We start from the raw sequence: 20,321 nt of genomic DNA, 5'->3' as shown, positions 1-20,321 counted from the left end.
AATTATAGTGCAAATATACGACAAATATGTGAGACATAGAAAATGCCCCTAAAAATTAGAGGCATCGTCTTTATCTATGGTATTGGGATATGACTAGAAAAAGTCCATCCAATCACTTTTTTCGCTTGTGTCGCACAGTGCGCTGATATTCTTATGATGATTGAAAGATGCTACAAGCGTCACAATCTCTTGTCTTACAATCTCTATAGAGTTATCTGTCAACTCTTGATTGAAGCCTGCATTATTAAGATCTGTCAAATCATTTACAGTCACAATTCTTGAAATAATTTTACCTAGATCAATCATTTTTCTTTGAGAAAGTGGACTACTGATTGTAAAGTCCAATTCTTTTTGGTATAACTTAGCAGCCTCTTTAGTAATCTCATTAATAGCAAGATAATCCGCCAGATTTTCTGTTTTCTTCTTCTTCATATCTTTCAAGATTCCTTCAGAAATCTGAGTATAAAGCATCTCATTAGACCCTTCAAAAATCTGGAAAGGACGGCTATCCATAATTCCTCTTCCGCCAATATGGCTCAATCTGTAACCTTTGGCTCCAGACAATTGCACCAAAATCTGAGCAGCTTCCTGCATCATATCTGTCACAAAAGCTTTCATACTATTGGCGTGTACTCCACTAGCAGAAACATCTTTATCAATTCCACTAATTAATGTACTTTTTGCACACATTGCAGAAGAAAGCGTAAAAAATGACTGTAATTTTGCCAATTGATATTGAACCTGATCCAAAGAGAATAAGTTAGAAGCTCCCACAATTCTTTCTTTACACTGCGTCATTGCTTCCTCCATCATTCTTTTCAAGAATCCCATTCCCATTCCCGGAAATTGTAATCTACTTCTGTGAAGCAAATCCAGCATCAGTTTAAGACCTGTAGATTCTGGAATCAGTTTGTTTTCTTGAGGAACTTTGATATCAAGTTTATTAAGACCGTAAGGAATCATATATAAACCTGCATTGTCATAATATTCCTGAACTTCAATATTTTGTTCTGGTTTGTGTGTATCTGCTATAAAGAAATCTACATCTCTCGCAAGATTACCATCAGCATTGATATTTCTTGAAGTTACCAACCAATAGTTGGCTAAACCTGTAAGACCTTGCCAGTGTTTTGTTCCTTTGATGTGGTATTTGTTATCCTTAAGTTCGTTCTGAGTTCTCATACTAAGCGCATCACTTCCGTAATCTGGCTCGGTAATCATCAACCCGCCCATTGCACCGTAGTCTAAAAAATGTTTGAAGATATCTCCTTTTATAATTTCATTACCATATTTTGCCAAAGGCTCTAGGAAAAGTGCAATATTAATCCCAAATGTCAAAGACAATGGTAAAGATTCGTAAGAGGCTGCAGATAAAACGCCTAAACATTCTTTCACCTTCACTCCTCTACCTCCAAATTCTTTTGGAATAGCAACAGATAATGGTTTCAAATTAAAAATCTCCTTCCAAACATTAGCTGGCAAACCTCGGGAAAGACTTAATTGATCTATATTTTCCTTTTGAAAAAGAGATGAGAGTGAGGTTTTGAAACGGTTAAGGAACTCTGTATAAGAATCCGTAGGTAAATCCAATGCTAGTGCATTCATATAGTTTGAGAGATAAAACACTGCAAGCCATCATTACAGTAAAATAGCTAAGTGAAACGAATGGCAATTGGATTACAAGAATCCAGCAGCTTCACAATTATATATACATTATGGCAAAGATAATATAATTAATTGGTTCACACTATTTTGATAAACATATGTTAATTATCACTGTTAAATTAATTAAAAATTAAACATAAGTTTAATAAAAAAAAGCTTTGAATTCTTGATTAAAAGGCTTTAATTTTTGAGAGTCATTTTGCGAAGAGTGAGGACTTTTTCACCTTCTCTTCATCTCTTTATTGATAAGCATCTTGTGAAAGATCTTAAATAATGTATTTGTAAAAAGTGGTAAATCCTATATAAAAATTTCGCGTATAAAAAGTAGAGATTTTCTTTCAAATTTGGAAATTATCTAGCTTAAAAAACAGCCTTCTTTTTGAACAAGTTTGTAATTGATATGAAAAAGTAAAAAGATAAAATAACAATTTTCACTTTCAATCTTATCCTAAAATAAGATGAGCTAATTGCTCGTATTTGATTCCTGAATAAGAACAAAACTCTTCGATTGTCAGGAATTCGTGGGGTTGTTTGCTAAGATCTTTTCTGATCTTCTGCATCAATCTTGTACTCTGGCGATAACTTTTGCCTGTTATCAGCTGTATGTCTTTTGGATAGATGCAAACCCTATTCATTTTCTTTTCCATACACTATGTATGCCTTTGGTTAGGATTATCTATTCTAATCTATGCAAGTTAAACAATTTTTCTCAGGTCTTTTCTGCTTCATCAAGACATCTATGTCAATTTGGGACATATGGAACACCAGAGTCTTTGACGGTCTATTTTTTAAGCTAAAATTTGCAAGAGAAATCAATCAAAACTGTTGCAACGAAAAAATGATTGAAGTGTAATTAACCCCATTTTTAACTTAAAATTTTAAAACAATGGCAAGACAAAGAAGTATTATAAAATTAGGCGGTACTATAGGAGGCATTACCTTCTATAAATCCAAAGACGGCTACCTCGCCAGAGAGAAAGGCGGTATATCTGCAGACAGAATCAGAACCGACCCTGCTTTTCAAAGAACCAGAGAAAATGGCGCTGAATTCGGGAGAGCCGGAAAGGCCGGAAAAGTCCTGAGAAATTCTATCCGTCAACTTTTGCAAAATCTCAATGACAGCAGAATGGTAAGCCGGCTGACCAAGGAAATGATTAAAGTGGTACAGATGGACGCCATCAATCCGAGAGGTTTGAGAAACGTCATCGACGGAGAGGCAGAACTCCTTATCGGTTTCGATTTTAACTCCAATGGAAAACTTGGAAATACCCTCTATGCTCCGTGGGAGAAGACACTGGACAGAGCAACCGGCGAAGCCGGTGTATCTTTCGCACCTTTTGTACCAGACCAAATGATAACAGCCCCCGGAGGTACTACCCATTTTAAACTGACTGCAGCCGCGATGGAAATCGATTTTGAAAATGAGAGCTATGTTGCTCCCACCGGAGAATCCGCTGTTCTGCTCTGGGATAGTACTCTTACCGCTGCATTGGATATCCCATTACAACTCACTGAAGGCTCTACCCATCCGCTCTTTCTGGCACTTGGTGTAGAATTCTACCAGCAAGTCAATGGCGTAAATTACCCGCTAAAGAATGGCACCTACAATGCTTTGAAACTCGTGGACGTTATAGGCTGATCATGGAGCTTGTATTAGAAAGGGAGTATTTTTCTTCGGGAACCAACGGCATTTTGTCCTATAATGGTGATGAAATCTGTAAAACTATAGAATTGCCGTGGCTAGAAAATCAGAGAAGAATTTCCTGTATCCCCGAGGGTACTTACGTCATCAGAAAACGTTACAGCCCTAAATTTAAATGGCATCTGGAAGTTGTTGCGGTTAAAAACAGAGACCTGATCCTGTTTCATCCCGCCAATGATGCGCTGAAAGAATTGAATGGCTGTATTGCTCCGGTCACGACACTGACCGGCGAAGGAAAAGGCATCCAATCACGGGTTGCTTTTGAACGATTGAAAGATGTCATTTTTCCGCATCTAGAGAAAGGACATGTAATTAAATTAACCATTAAAAAGATGTTCAATGAAAAAAGTAATTGAAAGAATCCAGGAGCCTACTCCAAAATTCTTTAAAATGATAAGAAACATAGGTTTGCTAATGACTGCAGTTAGCGGCGTTATAGCTACAGCCCCCATCTCGCTACCTACTATTGTTATAACGGTTTCAGGTTACCTTGCTGTTGCGGGCGGTATTGCATCAGCAATCAGTCAAACCGCTATCCATCGTGATGATTAGTCCATTAAATCAATTTTGCTATGAATTACGTGGATAACTCAACAAAAGTAAGTACCGCATTCGGAACTGTATTAACTCTGTTTGTGAATGTTCCCAGCGAAGATGTCGTCAAGACCATTGTATTGGCGTCTGTGGGCGGCATATCGAGTTTTGCAGCTACTTTGATGGTGAAATTTCTTATCAGAAATATTAAAAACAAGTTCCAGAGATAATCCTATCAAGTTATGGAATAGAAGAGCCTCTCAATATATGAGAGGCTTTTGCTATAAAAAACGTAGTACAATATCCTATCATTTCTATGTTAAAGCTCATATCCTAAAAATGTATTAGCTATACAAAAGTTAATGCTAACCAATTCCTTTTGTGTATCTAAAACAATTAATTATCTAATTAGGATTTCTTTACCTCTTGTCTAGGTTTGTCAGTAAAATAAAACATCACTACGTGGCTTCCCCGGAATGGATTGTAAGATGGCTGATAATCTATGTATCCCCTTGCATGAAGCTCCTTAATACATTTATGATAGGTTGCTTTGGAGCTGATTTTACTAATCTTCATAACCTCATCCCTTGAGATGCTTATAGGATTTCTGAAACGATTGAAGTTCCATAACTGGAATAAAGCTATGTATAAACTTATGTGTGTAGGATTGAGTATTTTGTCCTGCGTTACTTTTTCGAAAAAATCTGTGAGATGTTTGATGTAGTACATAATATCTGGTTGTTTTTGGTTATTATCTATTTTGCAAAATGAGGAATAAGACTTGTTAAAAAAATTATATTCAAAACCCATGGTGCATTTTGATGTATTTTCATCAGTTTGAGTAGACTGCTTTAGATGAGACATATTGATAAGTTTGTCATAAGACCAATTCTATTCTCGATACATTTTTCTCCACTTTGTTGCGAAAAAACACTCGAATTGACGAATCAACATTTTAACAGGTCTAATTAAAGTTGTCCACTTCAGCCGAAACGTATGGATAAGTTTGTCATTTGAAGACCAATTCTATTCTCGATACATTTTTTCTCCACTTTGTTGCGAAAAAACACTCGAATTGACGAATCAACATTTTAAAAGGTCTAATTAAAGTTGTCCACTTCAGCCGAAACGTATGGATAAGTTTGTATTTTGAAGACCAATTCTATTCTCGATACATTTTTTCTCCACTTTGTTGCGAAAAAACACTCGAATTGACGAATCAAATTTTAACATGTTTAAAGGAACTGTCATAATCATTAAATATTTCTATGACAAAGTTTAGAAAAAGTCAAAAAAAAAGTTCGGTAGTTCTTCGTAACTACCGAACGATTCTCTGTCAATTACTTTAGAAAGCCTATTTAAGAAATAATTTCAACGATACTCGTTGATAGAAATTGAAGTTTTGTTTCAGAAAAGATTATCATCAATAGCTTTATTAAGATTATTTGTCAATAATTCCAGAAATTTTGTTCTGTTATATTTTCTACTTTTAATTTCACCAATTGTTTTATAGAAATTACCAAGATCTACCCTAAGAATCTTTTCGGTTTCCCGAACCACTTCGATAAATTCAATATTTCCACCGTTAAAACATTGAGTAAGATGCAAAGAATACAAAACTTCCAGCAAAGAAACCTTCGAGGAAGACCAAGATAGTTTTGAATCGAAATTAGATAAATCGCTTTTGGGATTTTCGATTATTCTGATTTGTTCTGTAAAATAGTTTTGCAAAAGTTCGTCAGCCTTAATGATTGACACCTTACTGTCGTGAGAAGTTGTAAACTGTTCATCGAGGTCATAAAGACTAGACGACAATCTCATTTTAAGATCATTGGATTTTCTGGTAAAATATTTATGATCCAGATAAGTAGCCTTACGTCTATAATAGCTATAAAATTCAGAATTGTCGTTATAAAATATCTGCAATTTAACCTGCTCTGTCTCGTAAAAATCTTTTAAAGTTTTATTGTCAGCATTTGGTTTTAGTGCCTCAATCTCCAGTACTTTAGAATAATAGATAAACTTAGAAATAAATAGCGGCTTTAGTTCCTTAAAAAAATAGATTTCATCTGCCACATTTTCAAAATGATGAACAGATATCATTGCTTTTAATCTCCGGACATATTCATCCACAAAGATTAGTGACTTTTCAGCTGTTAAAACAATGTCATTTCTTTCCTTCCATAATACATTAATTTTTACATCAAGCTCTTCATACAGCTGGTTTGTTTTTCTAAAAATAGTTTTTGTTACCATGTCCTTTTTTCAGAAATTTACAAAAATTCCTTTATGAAAGCCTATATCAGCTTATTCCAAGTTCGGCTTTTCGCTTCTTAATAAAGTCACCAGGTCTAATTCCGTTTATCTCATAAAACAAGTTTGAAAAATTTGCGCGGGAAGCAATTCCGCATTCTTCAGCTAGCGCATCCATCCGGTAATTAAGATACTTGCTTTCACTGTTTAAAAGACTTGTAATATAATTGATTCTCAGATATGCCATATACTTATTAAAATTCATTCCCTTATTTTCGTTAATATAAATTGATAAATAATGAGAATTTGTATCTAATTTTGCAGCAATACTTTTCTGAGTCAATCCTTTCTTTCTGAATTGGAGTTCAGTTTCAAATTTTTTAAGTTTAGTTTCAATATGTGATGTTATCTCGGGTGCTAGAAAAGTTTTTCTTAAAGAATACTGAGGAGCTTCTTCATCTACAGTAACAATGTTTTGGGTAATTTGGTCAGAAAGTTTTTTCTGAAGGAGGTAATATTGTTTTTTAATTTTTAAATCCTTTCGATACCGAAGTATAAAAAAGACCAGAAGTAAAACAGTAATTAAAATAACAAACAATGCAACTCTAAATCTATTTTTCCCAGTTAATTCAAGTGATTCGCTATTATCAATTAAAATTTGTCTGTCATAATCTTTGTGAAGCTTTGATGATAAATAGACATAATCCTTAGCAATCACACTATCTGCTTTTAGCAGTTGATTAGTATAATAAAGTTGTTTTTTGAGATTGTTATTTTTATAATTTTCTATCAGAAAATTATAACTACTATAAACCTCAGGTACAATATAGTAATGATTTACAAAAATAGAATCTATATTATTAAAACTGGCAATTGCATTCTTCTTATCATTTTGTGCCATATATACCCTACCCATGTAATAATAGATCACAGAAGCCCAAGCAAAATCGCCTTTTAATTGAATAACGGTTAAAGACTGCTTTAAATCACGTAAAGCCTCGGAATAGTTTTTAGTATGAAACTTAGAAATTCCTTTGCACTTCAGAAAATAGCTATTTTCTAATTTAAAGTCGTTATCATGTAATGTTAGTTGATATCCCAAGTGACTTAAGCTATCACTAATCTTAAAATTTTTCAGGTATCTGTTAACAACACTAAGCTGATGCAGACTATTATAGTAAGCTTTTTTGTAGTTGAACTTTTCATTTTCAAGAAGTGCACTACTTAACTTAGTTTTATAGAATGAATTACAATATTGAAAATGCTCAAGAGCTTCCTCGTAGTATCCTAAATGAACTTTGACAACCCCTAAATGGTAAATCACTTTGTGCTGAAGATATTGATCTGTTGAACCTTTTGAATAGTTGTATGCTTTGAGATATTCATCCAAGGCTAGTTTGTACTTTTTCTGATAAAAATAATAGATAATGCCTTTGCTAAGGTAATCTCTGCTAATATCATTCTTAGTTCCATATTTTAGACTAACGGCAATAGCACTATCGGCATAAGCTAACTTGTTGTTCTTATCGAACTGTCTTCCATCACGATATCCTTGCAATAATCTGATCACATTAGAGGTACGTTTTGCCTGGCCGATAAAACGACACACTTGAACCATTGCATCGACATCATCAATTGCTTTTTTTTCGTAAGTTTTTCTGATTTCGCTGAAGATTTTTTCTTCACTATTCTGCGAAAAAAAATGCTGTGAAAAAACAAAAAAACAGAAAAGAAAGAATAAACCTTTTTGCATAAGCTATATTTAGAACCTCACCAAATCAAAAATAGTCATTTTGTCTTTAAATAGCCGATTAACGATGACTATACGCTAATTTTGGAAACAAATCATTCGTAATCATACGTTATTAGCATTTTTAAGCGCTTTTTTTGTCGTATCAATTTTAAAATTGACTCGTATTAATTTTAAAATCGCTACTACAAGGTTTTTTTTGTAGTCTGAAAGCCGTCTACCTTTGATCTCAGAATTCTAAATAATCCGGCCGGGATAATTTCAACTTAACCTAATTAAAATGAAAAAATTTATCCCAATTTTATGTTTAACGGCGTTTACATTTGCCGTTCAAAATTGTAACAATCGAGATGAAGATTTAGCTACGGAAAATTACAATAGCGAAGCATTTTCCAATAAGTCAATCAGTGATTCAACAATAAAAAAAACATCGATTGTAGATCCTGACCCACCAGTAAGAGATGGAGACAATTGGAGAATCAATCCAAATAATTAAAATAATTAATAAACATTGAAAAGATGATTCCTCATACATCCATTACAGTTTCCACCGGCTCACCATGTCCTAAAAGTGGTATCTGGGAAAGTATGGGGAATTTTAAAACACAGCATCCCTTATCAAAAGGGACCAAAATGCCAGACTATTGCGGTAAGAAAATCAAATGGAGATTGGTTCAAGTCTGAAAGAGGCTGATTATACGATTGGACTGTAAAAGTAATATTTTCATCTGTGACAAAAACTTCTTGTATCACATCGTCCAATGTCGCTAACATTTTCAGCCTTAAATTTTTAATATCAAGTTCGGCAATACCAGAAGTATAGTTAGTCGTATTAAAAGCTTTTAAGATTAACTTTCGATTCATATTCACTTGTAGAATCTTTGGTATATCCCAATATGATTCATTTAAGTATTTGGTTCTAAAATCTTCCTGAATAGAGAAACTTATGTCCTTTTCTCTTCCGAAAGTCAATCTTTTTGCGGTAACATGAATTAAATCAACCAAAAACAAATCGTATCCATCACTAATAATCCAAAATCCTTTTTTATTTGTAGAATATGCATTTCCTGAGCTATAATCTGAAAGACCATTGTAAACCCAGCTTGTGAAATTTGAAGGCTTTTCGAAAGGAATCTCGGAAACTAAACCGTTATTTAGGTTTTCAATCTTCCATTTTTGGTCTTGAAAATAAATCATCCTGTTTGTTAATCCATCATAATAGTAATTCTGTTTTCTCTCGTGAGAATTATCTATCATAATTTTGCTTTCTCCGAACTTTTTCTCAATTGTCATCTGATGAGTAACATTACTTTCATTCTCTATTTTGTCTACGGACGGATCAAATGACATTATTGTTCCAAAATCATCCAATAGAATCTGTCTGCTAAAAAAATCAGAACCCTCAGGCAAACGCTTCCATTTACTTTCAGTCAAATCAAAAACGGCCATCTGGCTCATTGGGGTTTTATAATAGGCATTTTGATTAGTGTACAAAATCAAACTCTGCTGAACTTTAGACTTATCGATTTTCTTAACTAAAGGTAAGATCAAATAACGATTTTGCTTTAATGTCATTTTTGCTGTTGATAAGCTGTCAAGATAAAAGCCCTCTTGGATATGTAGTATTTTAGTCTTTATATTATTCAATTTACCATAATGCCTAATTAGATAATTCTGACCATTAGATTCTAAACTTATAACATCCTCATTTAATAAGCGTTGCCAATAAACCTTATCTTCGGATTTCCATTGAGTGAGTTCAAGCTTTTTTAGATCAAATTTAAAAGTCTGTGAAGAATTACGGAATACGATTTGAGATTGCTCATGTGATTTCCCTATACTTTCGATATCTTCATATGATCTCAGTTTATTCCCTGCGCTGTCAAATAGTAATAGTTCTTTTTTCAACCTATCATAAAATAAAAGTTTCCCTACCTTATCAAAAGCCTCGTAGAGATAGTTCCCTTTTAATTGGATTGTATTCTTGTTTTTAAGTGATTTAACAATGGTACGTTCGTTCTCTTGAATTATTAGCAGATTATCACCAAAAAAGTAATTGTTATAAGATAAAGGAATATCTTCAGATTTTCCAGTCTGAAGCTGTACTAAGTGAGCACGTTCCAAACCATAGCTATTCTTGTCACTTATTATAGCCCACTTATGTGTTGGACTCATTGTCAAAACAGCACTGGTATAATATTGAGCGTATAAATTATTAATTGCTTTAATAGAATCTTCGTTTATCTGTCCTTTAAAAAAGGAAATAAACAAAGGAACAACAAACACTAATATTTTTTTAATAACCATCATTTTGAGGAAGCAGATTTGGGTTTAACAACAGTTCACTTTCAGGTAGTGGCAGATTTTGATAGTCTGCTTTCCAGTTAGCTTTAACGATCTGCATGACAGTGGTAAGTTCACCAGAACGCTTCAAGTCAAAAAAACGATGTCCAAATTCAGTGAATAGCTCGTGATTTCTTTCATTCATAACAGCAACTAAAAGAGCCTGACCGTCAACAGTAGTTAATGAGGGTAGCCCCACTCTATTCCTGATAAGATTCAGATCTGACAAGCCTTCTTGTATCATTTGTTTTTTGATGTAAGCTTCCGCTCGTATGAGATACTGTTCCTCTACTCGCAGGACAACTGAATGTTCTTGTGTTGTCGAAGTAACAGTATTCTGTTTGTATTTATATGAATAATAGAATTGATTCTGTTGAGCATCCTTTATCGTTCCAATCCAGTTTGTTTTACGTTGGTCTTGTGGTTCAAATGAATTAACAAAGCTATTGGACAATGATAACTGAGTAGGTGGTGCCGTCAAAAGTATAAACAATGTTCCTTGCTTGGTATTACTTCCCGCTAATGCAGGTTCCAACTGCCAAATAGAACTTCTGCTTTCCTTTTTAAAAGTTTTACTAAGATCAGTTTCATAGGCATAACTACCATTTGATATTACCTTCGAACTATATAAAATAGCCTGATCCCATTCCTTAAGATATAAGTGAATTCTTGATTTTAAAGCATAGACCGCCATTTTTGTTGGTCTGACTCTAGCACCTGCAGCAAGCTGTTCAGGTAAAAGCCTTTCAGCATTACTTAGGTCTTCTAACGCCTTACGCAATACTTCATCTGATTCCACCTTAGCTACCACTGCATTAATCCTATAATCTGTTGTTTTAATGTATGGTACATTTCCAAAACTTTGGGTCAGATAAAAATGTAATAAAGCTCTAAGAAAATAAGCTTCACCAGTTAGTCTATTATTGACATCGACACTTACATTACTAGATGCAGATAGACCTTCTATGATTCTATTAATCGAATAAACCTGATTGTATGTGTCGTTCCATAACGTTTTAATTAGATTTGCTTGTGGGTTGAGTGTTAATCTGTAAAACTGTACAAGATTGGAATTAGTTGTTTCGTGTGCTGTCAATTCATCAGCGTAGCATCCCATGTATGCACTGATTCCCATTGAGGAACCTGTCAAAAATCCTTTTTCCTCAATTGATCTATAGACACCTGCCATTGCTGACTTAGCCAGCTGGTCATCTTTAAAAATTAAATCAGCGGTTAATTGATCTTTGGGAAGCTCTACCTCTAAGAACTCATTGCAACTAACGACTAGTAAACCAAAGAATATAAAAATTATATTTTTCATCTTATTTAAAATTTTATGTTGAAACCAAACGAGAAAACCTGTAAAGGAGGCGTGTAACCAGAGAGGACTAGCTCAGGATCAATATCTTTGAATTTGGTCCATGTAGCAAGATTCTGACCTTGAAAGAACACTGACACATTCATAACTTTCAGTAAATCTGCTGGAAAATCATATTGTAGTGATACATTTCTCAGTCTAACATACCAGGCATTACTAATAACAGCATCACTGTTAGTGAAGTTAACTGCAGCTGTGGTCAAAGCTGCGTTAGCCAATGTAGTAGGTTTCTGATAGGTGGCGTTGGGATTATCAGGCGTCCAGTAATCCAAATACTGAACGGGCAAATTTCCCATCGATCCCAAACTGGTTGCATTAGACTTACTATTGGTAAGGTTCTGGTTGATGACCTGAACAAGGAACTGTAATTTCCAACGGCCATACTGAAAACTGTTCTGAATACTTCCATCCCATCGCAGCCCTATATCTTTAACAACAGTCCTATCATTAATATCCAACTTGCCGTCTTTATTAACATCTTCAAACTTATAGATACCCGTAACAGGATCTATTCCAATGTAATGATAAAGCTTTCGAATCGTAGTAGATCTACCTACGACTAAAGTATTCGCAAAAGTTGAACCTTCAAGATTTGGGAAATCAATCAATTGATTTCTTGGAGCAGAAAAATTGATGACACTACTCCATTTAAAATTATCCCGATTGAAAATCTTAGAATCAAGCACAAACTCCCATCCTGTATTTTGAACAGTCGCATTAAGATTTCCTTGGATAGTCGAAAATCCTGTAGTACCCGGCTGTGGAATTCCAACCAATTGATTTTTACTTCTATTACGATAATACGCTCCCGAAACATTAATCCGATTATCTAAAAAACCAGCCTCTAAAGCCACTTCCATTTTACGGGTTTCTTCCCATCCAAAATTGGGGTTATAAAGTCTAACAGGATTAATACTTTGAACACCCTCATAACCATATTGTCCTGTCTGATATGTATCCAGATACTGATAATCTCCAATCAAGTCGCTTCCAGCAGTTCCATAACTTCCTCTAAGTTTTGCAAAGCTCAGCCATTTAACAGATTGTAAAAATTTCTCTTTGGAAAAGATCCAAGCACCACCGACCGCAGCGAAGTTAGAATACCTTCTTTCAGGACCGAAACGGCTTGAACCGTCACGCCTTCCAGTTAAATTTAAGAGGTACTTTCCATCATAATTGTAATTAATACGTCCGTACAATGATTGATAACGATAAGTAAATGATCCTGTACTGTTAACTATCAGACTTTGAGCAGACCCTAAATTTTCAATCAATTCATCAGAAGGAAAATTAGATGCATATAAGACTTGATTGGTACTTCTCTGTTCCTGAAACGTGCTACCCAGCAACATCTGAATCTGATGATTGCCTAACTTTTTATCATAACTTAGCTGAGGTTCGACAATCCAACTCGTATTATTGACTTCTCCTTTTCTAATAGCCGAGCGTTCACTACCAATATTGGTACTTGGATTATAAAAGGTTTTAGGAAACAATCTTGTTTCATTGACCTTATTATCAGTATAGCCACTATTGATTTTAAGCATCAATCCCTGCATCAATTTATAATCCATTGACAGATTAGAGATCAACTGTTTAGACCCTGTACTGTACGTCTGAGTAGCAGCGGCTAAAGGATTAGTGAACGTATTATTTTCCCAATTAAGACTTCCATCAGGCTTATATAAATCAGGAGCATTAGGCGCAAGAGTTGTGTAAACCCTGTAGAAATCAGTAGGTGGCAACACATTATTTTGTGTGCTGTAATAAGAAGAAAACTGAACAGAAAAATTCCTATTAGGACTTTGATGCTGTAAACTGATTCCAGCATTATTCCTTTTATAACCATAATCACCTGGAAAAACAGTAGTTTGCTCATCGTGTGAACCACTTAGATTGAACCTTGTATTATCAGTTCCCCCAGAAATATTAATCTGATGACTCTGTTGCTCAGAACGATTTCCAATAAAGTATTTCTGCCAATTGGTATTTCTGTCAGGACTCCAACGGCCATTGATATCATACGCAGTCGCAGGAATGTTTTGGATATTGTCATTTTGAAATGCCTGTCTTCGAACTTTAATGTACTCCTCCGTTGACATCATTTCAGGAAGTCTGGCAGCTCTACCAATTCCATAAGACCCATTATAGCTCACAATAGTTTTTCCTTTACTGCCTTTCTTTGTCGTAACTAATACAACACCATTAGCCCCTCGTGAACCATAAATAGCAGTAGCATCCGCATCCTTAAGAACTTCGATACTTTGAACATCATCTGGGTTTATAGCACTTAAAGGATTAGTATCCTGATATGGAAGAATAGCAGAAGCCATCCCAGAGCGAAAATCATTTCCAGCAGGAACAGGAACCCCATCAATAATATACAAAGGCGCATTAGCATTAACACTTCCTGTACTGTAAGTCCTCAATGAATTTCTACCTCTTATCTGAATATCGTAACCTCCACCAGGAGTTCCAGAATTCTGAGTAATACTGACACCAGCCAACCTCCCCTGCATTGCAGAAAGCACATTAACCACAGGTTGATTTTCAATATCCTTAGCAGTAATCTTAGCAATACTACCCGTACTCTCCTTCTCCTTAACCTTATAATAACCAGCATTAAGAATTACTTCCTCAATACCAGTTACTGCCTGCCTTAAACTAAGATTAATGACAGTCTGACTACCAACAGGTAGTCTTTCCTGCATATAATTAGGATGTTTAAATAATAAAATAGGATTTTCTGATCGGACTTGTAGCTGATAAGTTCCATTAGAGTTGGAGGTAGTGAACTGATCGCTGCCCTCTTGTAAGATAACAACACCAGAAAGCGGTTTGCCATCAGCAGTTATAGTCCCTGAAATGGTTCGGGTCTGATTCTGAGACTGAGCCTTAACAGTAACACCACCGGTGCTCAACATAAGACCAAAGAAAATACCCCCTATTAGAGAATAGGATTTTTTCATAGATTTGTAAAGGTTTTTAATTTTCTTAACTGAATTAAATACTGAGCCTAGCTCGTTCCCTTAGGTCTGCAAACTGTATGGGAATGGGCTTTTTTCATTTTTTTTATTTCAAGTTTAATAGTTTCGATTCATCATATCAATGAAAAACTTTCCTGATGCCTTTAAGTATGAAAAAGGACTGGTGAGGCTCTAAGGCAGTGACCACAAGGCACCGGAAAGAATTTAATATGAATGAAATCTAAGTTCCCAAGTAAGCTATCGAAAGCCTCAATAGGCCGTACCCTCCTATTGTATCCATTAATCTGATACTATGTTAGGAAGCAAGCTTAGATTATAATGTAGAAATGAGCGAACAGCATCGAAAGAAAACGGCATGGAACTCTACATTATCCAATTCGGGGTACTGGTATACCTTACATACAGATAAGAGAGCCCACGCCTAGGTCGTGAGCTTCCTGCTTATCATCTCGTATGTTAAAAATTACCAGTTTTCGAATTTGAGATTCTAAGCAATAGCTTCTATAATTCTTTGAAGTATCGCAAAGTTACATTTATTGTAACCTATCTTACAAATATAGTAAAAAGTTTTGATATTCGGATTTCAGTCCGAGATTTATTTAACAATTAACAATTTATTTGTTTCTATGTTTGAAGTAAATAGAAAAATTGTTGAATATATAAGGAATGAATGGGTTATTCCTTCAGACAACAATAGTCAATTTGCTTTAGATCACGGTATTGATGAAAAAACAGTTCGCAGGATAAAAGATGATGAAAATTATCAAATTGCACTTATTACCATTATGCGAATATGCTCTGCTAAAGAAATTACTTTAGCAGACTTTTTTAAATCCGTAGGTATTTAAAGTTTTCTTATCACTTTTTACTACTACTCTCCAATTAATTTATAATATCTCTCTGAACATTGCTCCAGAACTTCTTCTGTTTTTTTATCATCGGTATTTCATCTAAATAATGTTAAAAAAAGAAATAATGAAGAGTTTAAAGTATTTTCATTTCAAAATTTGTATACTACAATAAAAAAAGAATTAAATTTGAGAAATTTTTTGTATAGATGAACACTTTTAAATATGTAGATTTATTCTCTGGCTGTGGAGGGTTATCATTGGGATTACATAATTCTAGTTGGAAAGGTGTTTTTGCTATTGAAAAGAATGATGATGCATTTAAAACTTTAGAATTTAATCTTATTAAAAAGAGAAAGCATTTTGAGTGGCCAGAATGGCTACCTCAAACGGCACATGACATCAATGAAGTATTAAATAACTTTGAATCAGAACTTAAAAAACTTAGAGGTCAAATAAATTTAGTTGCAGGAGGTCCTCCTTGTCAGGGTTTTTCGATGGCAGGTAGAAGAAATGAATCTGATGAGAGAAATGATTTAATAAATTCCTATATAAATTTTGTTGAACTTGTACAGCCTAATTTGATTTTTTTTGAAAATGTAAAAGGTTTTACAATGGAATTTAAAAAGAATAAAGAGAAAGGTATCGCATATTCTGAATTAGTTCTAAAAAATCTACGAAACCTCGGTTATATTGTACAAGGAAAACTAATAAATTTCTCTGAATTTGGAGTTCCGCAGAAAAGAACAAGATTTATTTTGGTAGGGATGAAGAATGATCTTCCAAAAGCTTCGCAAGAAACAGTAGATAATTTTTTTGAAGAATTGGAAAATAATAAATTCAATTTTTTAAAAAATAAAAATTTAAATTTTATAAATACTGTGGAAGATGCAATCTCTGATTTACTACAGTCCAATGGATTAGTTGATTCAAATGACTCCCCTAGTTTTAAATCATCAAAATATGGTTTAAGTAAATCAAAATATCAAAAATATTCTCGCAAAAATATTAAATCGGATATTCCAGATAGCCATAGATTCGCAAAACATCAAGATTCTACAGTTGCAAAATTTAAGAATATTCTAGAATTAACTGAAAACAGAAGAAATTTAGATATCTCTAACGAAATAAGAGAAAGGTATAACATTAAAAAACATACCATTATACCCTTGTGTGGGAATAATTGTAGTCCAACAATTACGACACTTCCTGATGATTATATTCATTACAAAGAACCTCGAATATTGACAGTTAGAGAATATGCAAGATTACAGTCCTTTCCCGATTGGTATCAATTTCAAGGAAAATATACAACTGGTGGAAAACTTAGAACTAAAGAAGTTCCTAGATATTCGCAAATAGGAAATGCTATCCCTCCATTATTCGCAGAACAAGCTGGAATTGTTTTAAAAAATCTCTTATAGTAATGCAGAACGAATTAAACTTTAAAATAAGTTCAGCATTAAAAAATATTATTGGTCGTGATTTAATCAATGATGACTTTATTGCTGTTTTTGAACTTGTCAAAAATGCTTATGATGCTCATGCAAATGAAGTAGATATTATTTTTGAAAGAGATGATATCTCTTTCAAAAAAATAATTATTTCTGATAATGGGAAAGGAATGAATTATTCTGACCTGATTAACAAATGGTTATTTGTAGCTTATTCTGCTAAAAAAGAAGGTACAGAAGAAGATAACTATGAGTATAGGGATAAAATAAAAGTAAAAAGGGCTTATGCTGGAGCTAAGGGAATCGGTCGATTTTCGTGTGATAGATTAGGCTCTAACTTATATCTTGAATCAATCAAAGATGAAGAAAACGCAAAAGTTGAAGCTCTTATTACTGATTGGGAAAAATTCGATAATGACTTAAATGATGAGTTTATTAATATAAGCGTACTACACGAAACATTAAATAATAGCTCATACAAAAAAGATAATGGAACAGTATTAGAAATAACTAGCTTAAGAAGTGACTGGAATCGAGAAAAACTACTTAAATTAAAAAGTGCTTTAGCTAAGCTTATAAACCCTAATTCTCAAAATGGAGAAGACAGATTTAAAATCAATTTAATTGTTGAATCCGAACAAGATAAAGATAAAGAGTTAAGAGAAGCTGGAGTAAAAAAGAAAAAATCAGAAGAAGCAATCTACAATGAAATTGTAAATGGTGAAGTTAAGAATTTGATATTTGAAACATTAGATTTCAAAACAACAAAAATTATTTCTAAAGTTTCATCAAACACAATTTCTACAGAATTGTTTGAAGGAGGAAAACTAGTTTACAAGATTGCAGAACATAATACTAATTTATATTTAAGTGAGGTTGATTTTACAATTTACTACTTAAATCAATCTGCAAAATCCACCTTTTCAAGAAGAATGGGGCTACAGCCCGTAGAATATGGCCATATCTTTGTTTATAAAAATGGATTAAGAATCTATCCATACGGTGAACGAGGTGAAGATCCTCTGAAAATGGACAACAGAAAAGCTCAAGGTACCGCTAGGTATATTGGTACGAGAGAGTCAATTGGCTATATTGAAATAAATGGAGACAACTCAAATTTAGTTGAAACCTCAAGTCGTGGAGATGGTTTAATAAAAACTCATGCTTATAATGAATTATATGAATGGTTTTATACAACATTGCGTAGATTAGAAAGATATGTTGTAGAAGTTTCTGATTGGGGAAAAGATTTATCAGAAGATGACTATATCAATTTAGATGAATCTCAAAAAGTATTAGCACTTCAAAATATAGTACAAAAATTAGCTCGTTCTCAAAATTTAATTTCTATAGAATATGCGGACGACTTATTTGACATTTTAGAGGAAAAAGAAGAGAATTCTACTAAAAAAATTCTCGAAGAAATTAAAGAAAAAGTCAACAACAAAGATTTCAATAAAAACGAAATTATTTCTTCTGTCAAAAAAATAGAAAAGAAAATATCTGATTTACAAACAACCAAAGAAGAAGCGGAAGAAGAAACAATTAAAGCTCTTATAGAGAATGAAAAACTAAATTCACAAATAGAAGCTGAAAAAAAGAAGAATCTTTGGACAAATTCAATTATAGGAACTGACAAAGAAAAAATTATTGCTTTACAACATCAGATTTTTCATTCTTCTGGACGAATAAACAGAAATATTGGACTCCTCCTTAAACAAATAAAAAATGTAGATGGTTTTGAGAAGTATAACAAATTCATTTCTGTAATCTCCTTGGAATCTGCTAAAATAAATTCTATTGCCAATTATATTACTAAGGCAAATTTTAATCTTAAAGCTACTGAAATTAATGAAGATTTAGTTGAGTTCATTATAGGATACATTAATGAAATATACCTTAGTAATGATAAAGTGATTGATTTATCTATGGAAATAGATATTAAAAATCAAGAAGATATTTATTATAAAACTAAATTTATACCTTTAGAAATAACAACATTATTTGATAATTTTATAAACAATTCGGAAAAATCAAAAGCAACTAAATTTGAAATTTCTTTTACTATTTCAGATGAAAATATAATAATCTCCTTATTTGATAATGGAAAAAATTATATACCAGATGAAGATTACGATAAGATATTTGAATTAGGGTATTCTACTACAGATGGATCAGGAATCGGCTTATTTCAAGCAAATGAAATTGTTAAAAAGATGAAAGGTAACATTAATGTTCAATCAATAAAAAATGAAGGAACAACTTTCCAAATAACATTGCCTTATGAAAATAGAATATAGTATTTTGTGGCTTGATGATAAAAAATCAGATATAATAGATGATAATTACGCAGAAGAACTTCAAAACTTTATTGTAAATGAAGGTTTTGAACCTAATATTAATTTAGTAAGTAACGAAGAAGAGTTTTTCAAGCACTTAAATGATTCTTATGATTTAATCTTAACGGATTATCACTTGAATGAAACGGAAGAAAATTCAAGAGATGGCGATAAAATCATTGAAGAAGTTAGAGGACAAAATGTGAATACAGAAATCATGTTTTATTCAGCTCAAGGAGATGTAGCAGATACAATTAAGAAAGATAGAATCACATTTGTTGATACGAGAAAAATTTCAGGTACAGTACACTATGAAAAAATCATAGAGAAAGCTAAAGATTTGATTTCTTTAACAATCAGAAAGTTCCAACAAATTGTTCCGATGCGAGGTTTACTTATTCAAGAAGCAAGTAATCTTGAAAATGAAATGTTAGAAATTATCATAAAATATCTTGACAAAAAAGATTCTGATAATGTTAAGAATGCTATTTTTGACAGTTTAGTTTCTTTTTACGGAGAAAAAGCTAGTAAATCAAATGAATACAAAGAAAAAAATAGAATAGATAAAATCCTTAAAGACCCGTTACTTATATCTTCTTCTCAAAGAGCCATTGCAATTAGTCAAATTTTAGATGATGAAGGTAAAGACAATTTTATTAATGATTTCAAAAATGAAATTATTAAAATGAGAAATGAATTTGCTCATGCGAAATATGTAAAAGATAACGAAAAAGGTATTGAATACTTTCAAACAAAAGCTTGTGATATAACTTTTGACGCAGAACTTTGTAAAACAATTAGAGTTAATCTAATTAAACATAAAAAGAACATCTCAGATTTAGACCAAAGTATTGAAAAATTATAAAAAACCATTTTGGTTTTTGACTTTATTTTTGTCGCTTTCTATGTACAGTCAAAATCTAAGCAAAAAGGAAGTAACGCAAATTCAAAGTGTACAAAAGAATTACAATCAACTCGTAGTGCATTATTAAATTAATTCAATTTTAAGTCTATTCATTTTTCTACTGAAAACAAAAACATTTACAAACTGAATGAAAGTTAATGCTG

Annotated in this window: 17 protein-coding genes; 9 read left to right on the top strand and 8 right to left on the bottom strand. The window is 33.0% G+C overall.

What is annotated here, in order from left to right; translation table 11 throughout:
* Positions 1–93: 93 nt before the first annotated feature.
* Entirely contained in the window at positions 94–1,605 is a 1,512-nt protein-coding gene (locus DRF58_RS12865) for an acyl-CoA dehydrogenase family protein (protein ID WP_116036027.1), read from the bottom strand.
* A gap of 503 nt (positions 1,606–2,108) precedes the next feature.
* Positions 2,109–2,312 (bottom strand): hypothetical protein, encoded by a 204-nt coding sequence (locus tag DRF58_RS12860; protein WP_116036026.1) that lies wholly within the window; start codon positions 2,310–2,312, stop codon positions 2,109–2,111.
* A gap of 239 nt (positions 2,313–2,551) precedes the next feature.
* Here DRF58_RS12860 and DRF58_RS12855 point away from each other — a divergent pair, with 239 nt between their 5' ends.
* Genes DRF58_RS12855 through DRF58_RS12840 form a run of 4 tightly spaced genes read left to right on the top strand, consistent with a single transcriptional unit; the run spans position 2,552 to position 4,131 of the window.
* Complete coding sequence (locus DRF58_RS12855) at positions 2,552–3,304, top strand: hypothetical protein (protein ID WP_116036024.1); 753 nt, start codon at positions 2,552–2,554, stop codon at positions 3,302–3,304.
* Positions 3,305–3,306: 2 nt separating this feature from the next.
* The gene (locus DRF58_RS12850) at positions 3,307–3,723 is read left to right on the top strand and encodes a DUF5675 family protein (protein ID WP_116036023.1); all 417 of its coding nucleotides are present in this window, start codon (positions 3,307–3,309) and stop codon (positions 3,721–3,723) included.
* Entirely contained in the window at positions 3,707–3,919 is a 213-nt protein-coding gene (locus DRF58_RS12845) for a hypothetical protein (protein ID WP_116036021.1), read from the top strand. The genes DRF58_RS12850 and DRF58_RS12845 overlap by 17 nt, the downstream gene beginning before the upstream one ends.
* Positions 3,920–3,939: 20 nt before the next feature.
* Positions 3,940–4,131, top strand: a complete 192-nt coding sequence (locus tag DRF58_RS12840; RefSeq protein ID WP_116036020.1) for a hypothetical protein — start codon at positions 3,940–3,942, stop codon at positions 4,129–4,131.
* A gap of 178 nt (positions 4,132–4,309) precedes the next feature.
* Here DRF58_RS12840 and DRF58_RS12835 read toward each other — a convergent pair whose 3' ends face one another.
* The 3 genes from DRF58_RS12835 to DRF58_RS12825 all read right to left on the bottom strand — a co-directional run bounded on the left by DRF58_RS12835 (position 4,310) and on the right by DRF58_RS12825 (position 7,907).
* Positions 4,310–4,765: a hypothetical protein gene (locus DRF58_RS12835; protein ID WP_245955446.1), complete on the bottom strand. Its 456-nt coding sequence runs from the start codon at positions 4,763–4,765 to the stop codon at positions 4,310–4,312.
* Positions 4,766–5,308: 543 nt separating this feature from the next.
* Positions 5,309–6,157, bottom strand: a complete 849-nt coding sequence (locus DRF58_RS12830; RefSeq protein WP_116036018.1) for an RteC domain-containing protein — start codon at positions 6,155–6,157, stop codon at positions 5,309–5,311.
* Positions 6,158–6,203: 46 nt separating this feature from the next.
* On the bottom strand, positions 6,204–7,907 hold the full coding sequence (locus tag DRF58_RS12825) for a helix-turn-helix domain-containing protein (RefSeq protein ID WP_116036017.1): 1,704 nt from the start codon (positions 7,905–7,907) through the stop codon (positions 6,204–6,206).
* A 277-nt stretch (positions 7,908–8,184) separates the two neighbouring features.
* Here DRF58_RS12825 and DRF58_RS12820 point away from each other — a divergent pair, with 277 nt between their 5' ends.
* Positions 8,185–8,400, top strand: coding sequence for a hypothetical protein (locus DRF58_RS12820; RefSeq protein WP_116036015.1), 216 nt, complete (start codon positions 8,185–8,187; stop codon positions 8,398–8,400).
* A 122-nt stretch (positions 8,401–8,522) separates the two neighbouring features.
* On the opposite strand, the gene DRF58_RS12815 is transcribed toward DRF58_RS12820, so the two are convergent.
* From DRF58_RS12815 to DRF58_RS12805, 3 genes are read right to left on the bottom strand one after another with little or no spacing between them, the layout of a single operon-like run.
* Positions 8,523–10,214, bottom strand: coding sequence for a hypothetical protein (locus DRF58_RS12815; protein ID WP_116036014.1), 1,692 nt, complete (start codon positions 10,212–10,214; stop codon positions 8,523–8,525).
* Positions 10,201–11,568, bottom strand: a complete 1,368-nt coding sequence (locus DRF58_RS12810; protein WP_116036012.1) for a RagB/SusD family nutrient uptake outer membrane protein — start codon at positions 11,566–11,568, stop codon at positions 10,201–10,203. The genes DRF58_RS12815 and DRF58_RS12810 overlap by 14 nt, the downstream gene beginning before the upstream one ends.
* A gap of 5 nt (positions 11,569–11,573) precedes the next feature.
* Positions 11,574–14,594 (bottom strand): SusC/RagA family TonB-linked outer membrane protein, encoded by a 3,021-nt coding sequence (locus DRF58_RS12805; protein ID WP_116036010.1) that lies wholly within the window; start codon positions 14,592–14,594, stop codon positions 11,574–11,576.
* A gap of 644 nt (positions 14,595–15,238) precedes the next feature.
* Here DRF58_RS12805 and DRF58_RS12800 point away from each other — a divergent pair.
* From DRF58_RS12800 to DRF58_RS12785, 4 genes are all read left to right on the top strand, one after another.
* On the top strand, positions 15,239–15,460 hold the full coding sequence (locus DRF58_RS12800) for a helix-turn-helix domain-containing protein (protein ID WP_116036009.1): 222 nt from the start codon (positions 15,239–15,241) through the stop codon (positions 15,458–15,460).
* A 209-nt stretch (positions 15,461–15,669) separates the two neighbouring features.
* Entirely contained in the window at positions 15,670–16,884 is a 1,215-nt protein-coding gene (locus DRF58_RS12795; RefSeq protein ID WP_116036007.1) for a DNA cytosine methyltransferase, read from the top strand.
* Between the two features lie 2 nt (positions 16,885–16,886).
* Positions 16,887–19,214 carry an ATP-binding protein gene (locus DRF58_RS12790; protein ID WP_116036005.1) on the top strand — a complete coding sequence of 776 codons (2,328 nt, stop codon included), beginning with the start codon at positions 16,887–16,889 and terminating at the stop codon, positions 19,212–19,214.
* On the top strand, positions 19,198–20,118 hold the full coding sequence (locus tag DRF58_RS12785) for a response regulator (protein ID WP_116036004.1): 921 nt from the start codon (positions 19,198–19,200) through the stop codon (positions 20,116–20,118). The genes DRF58_RS12790 and DRF58_RS12785 overlap by 17 nt, the downstream gene beginning before the upstream one ends.
* Positions 20,119–20,321 lie beyond the last annotated feature (203 nt).

Source organism: Epilithonimonas hispanica (assembly GCF_003385395.1).
Taxonomy (GTDB): domain Bacteria; phylum Bacteroidota; class Bacteroidia; order Flavobacteriales; family Weeksellaceae; genus Epilithonimonas; species Epilithonimonas hispanica.
The sequence above is the reverse complement of the archived record's forward strand: the minus strand, read 5'-3'. Positions and strand labels throughout refer to the sequence as shown.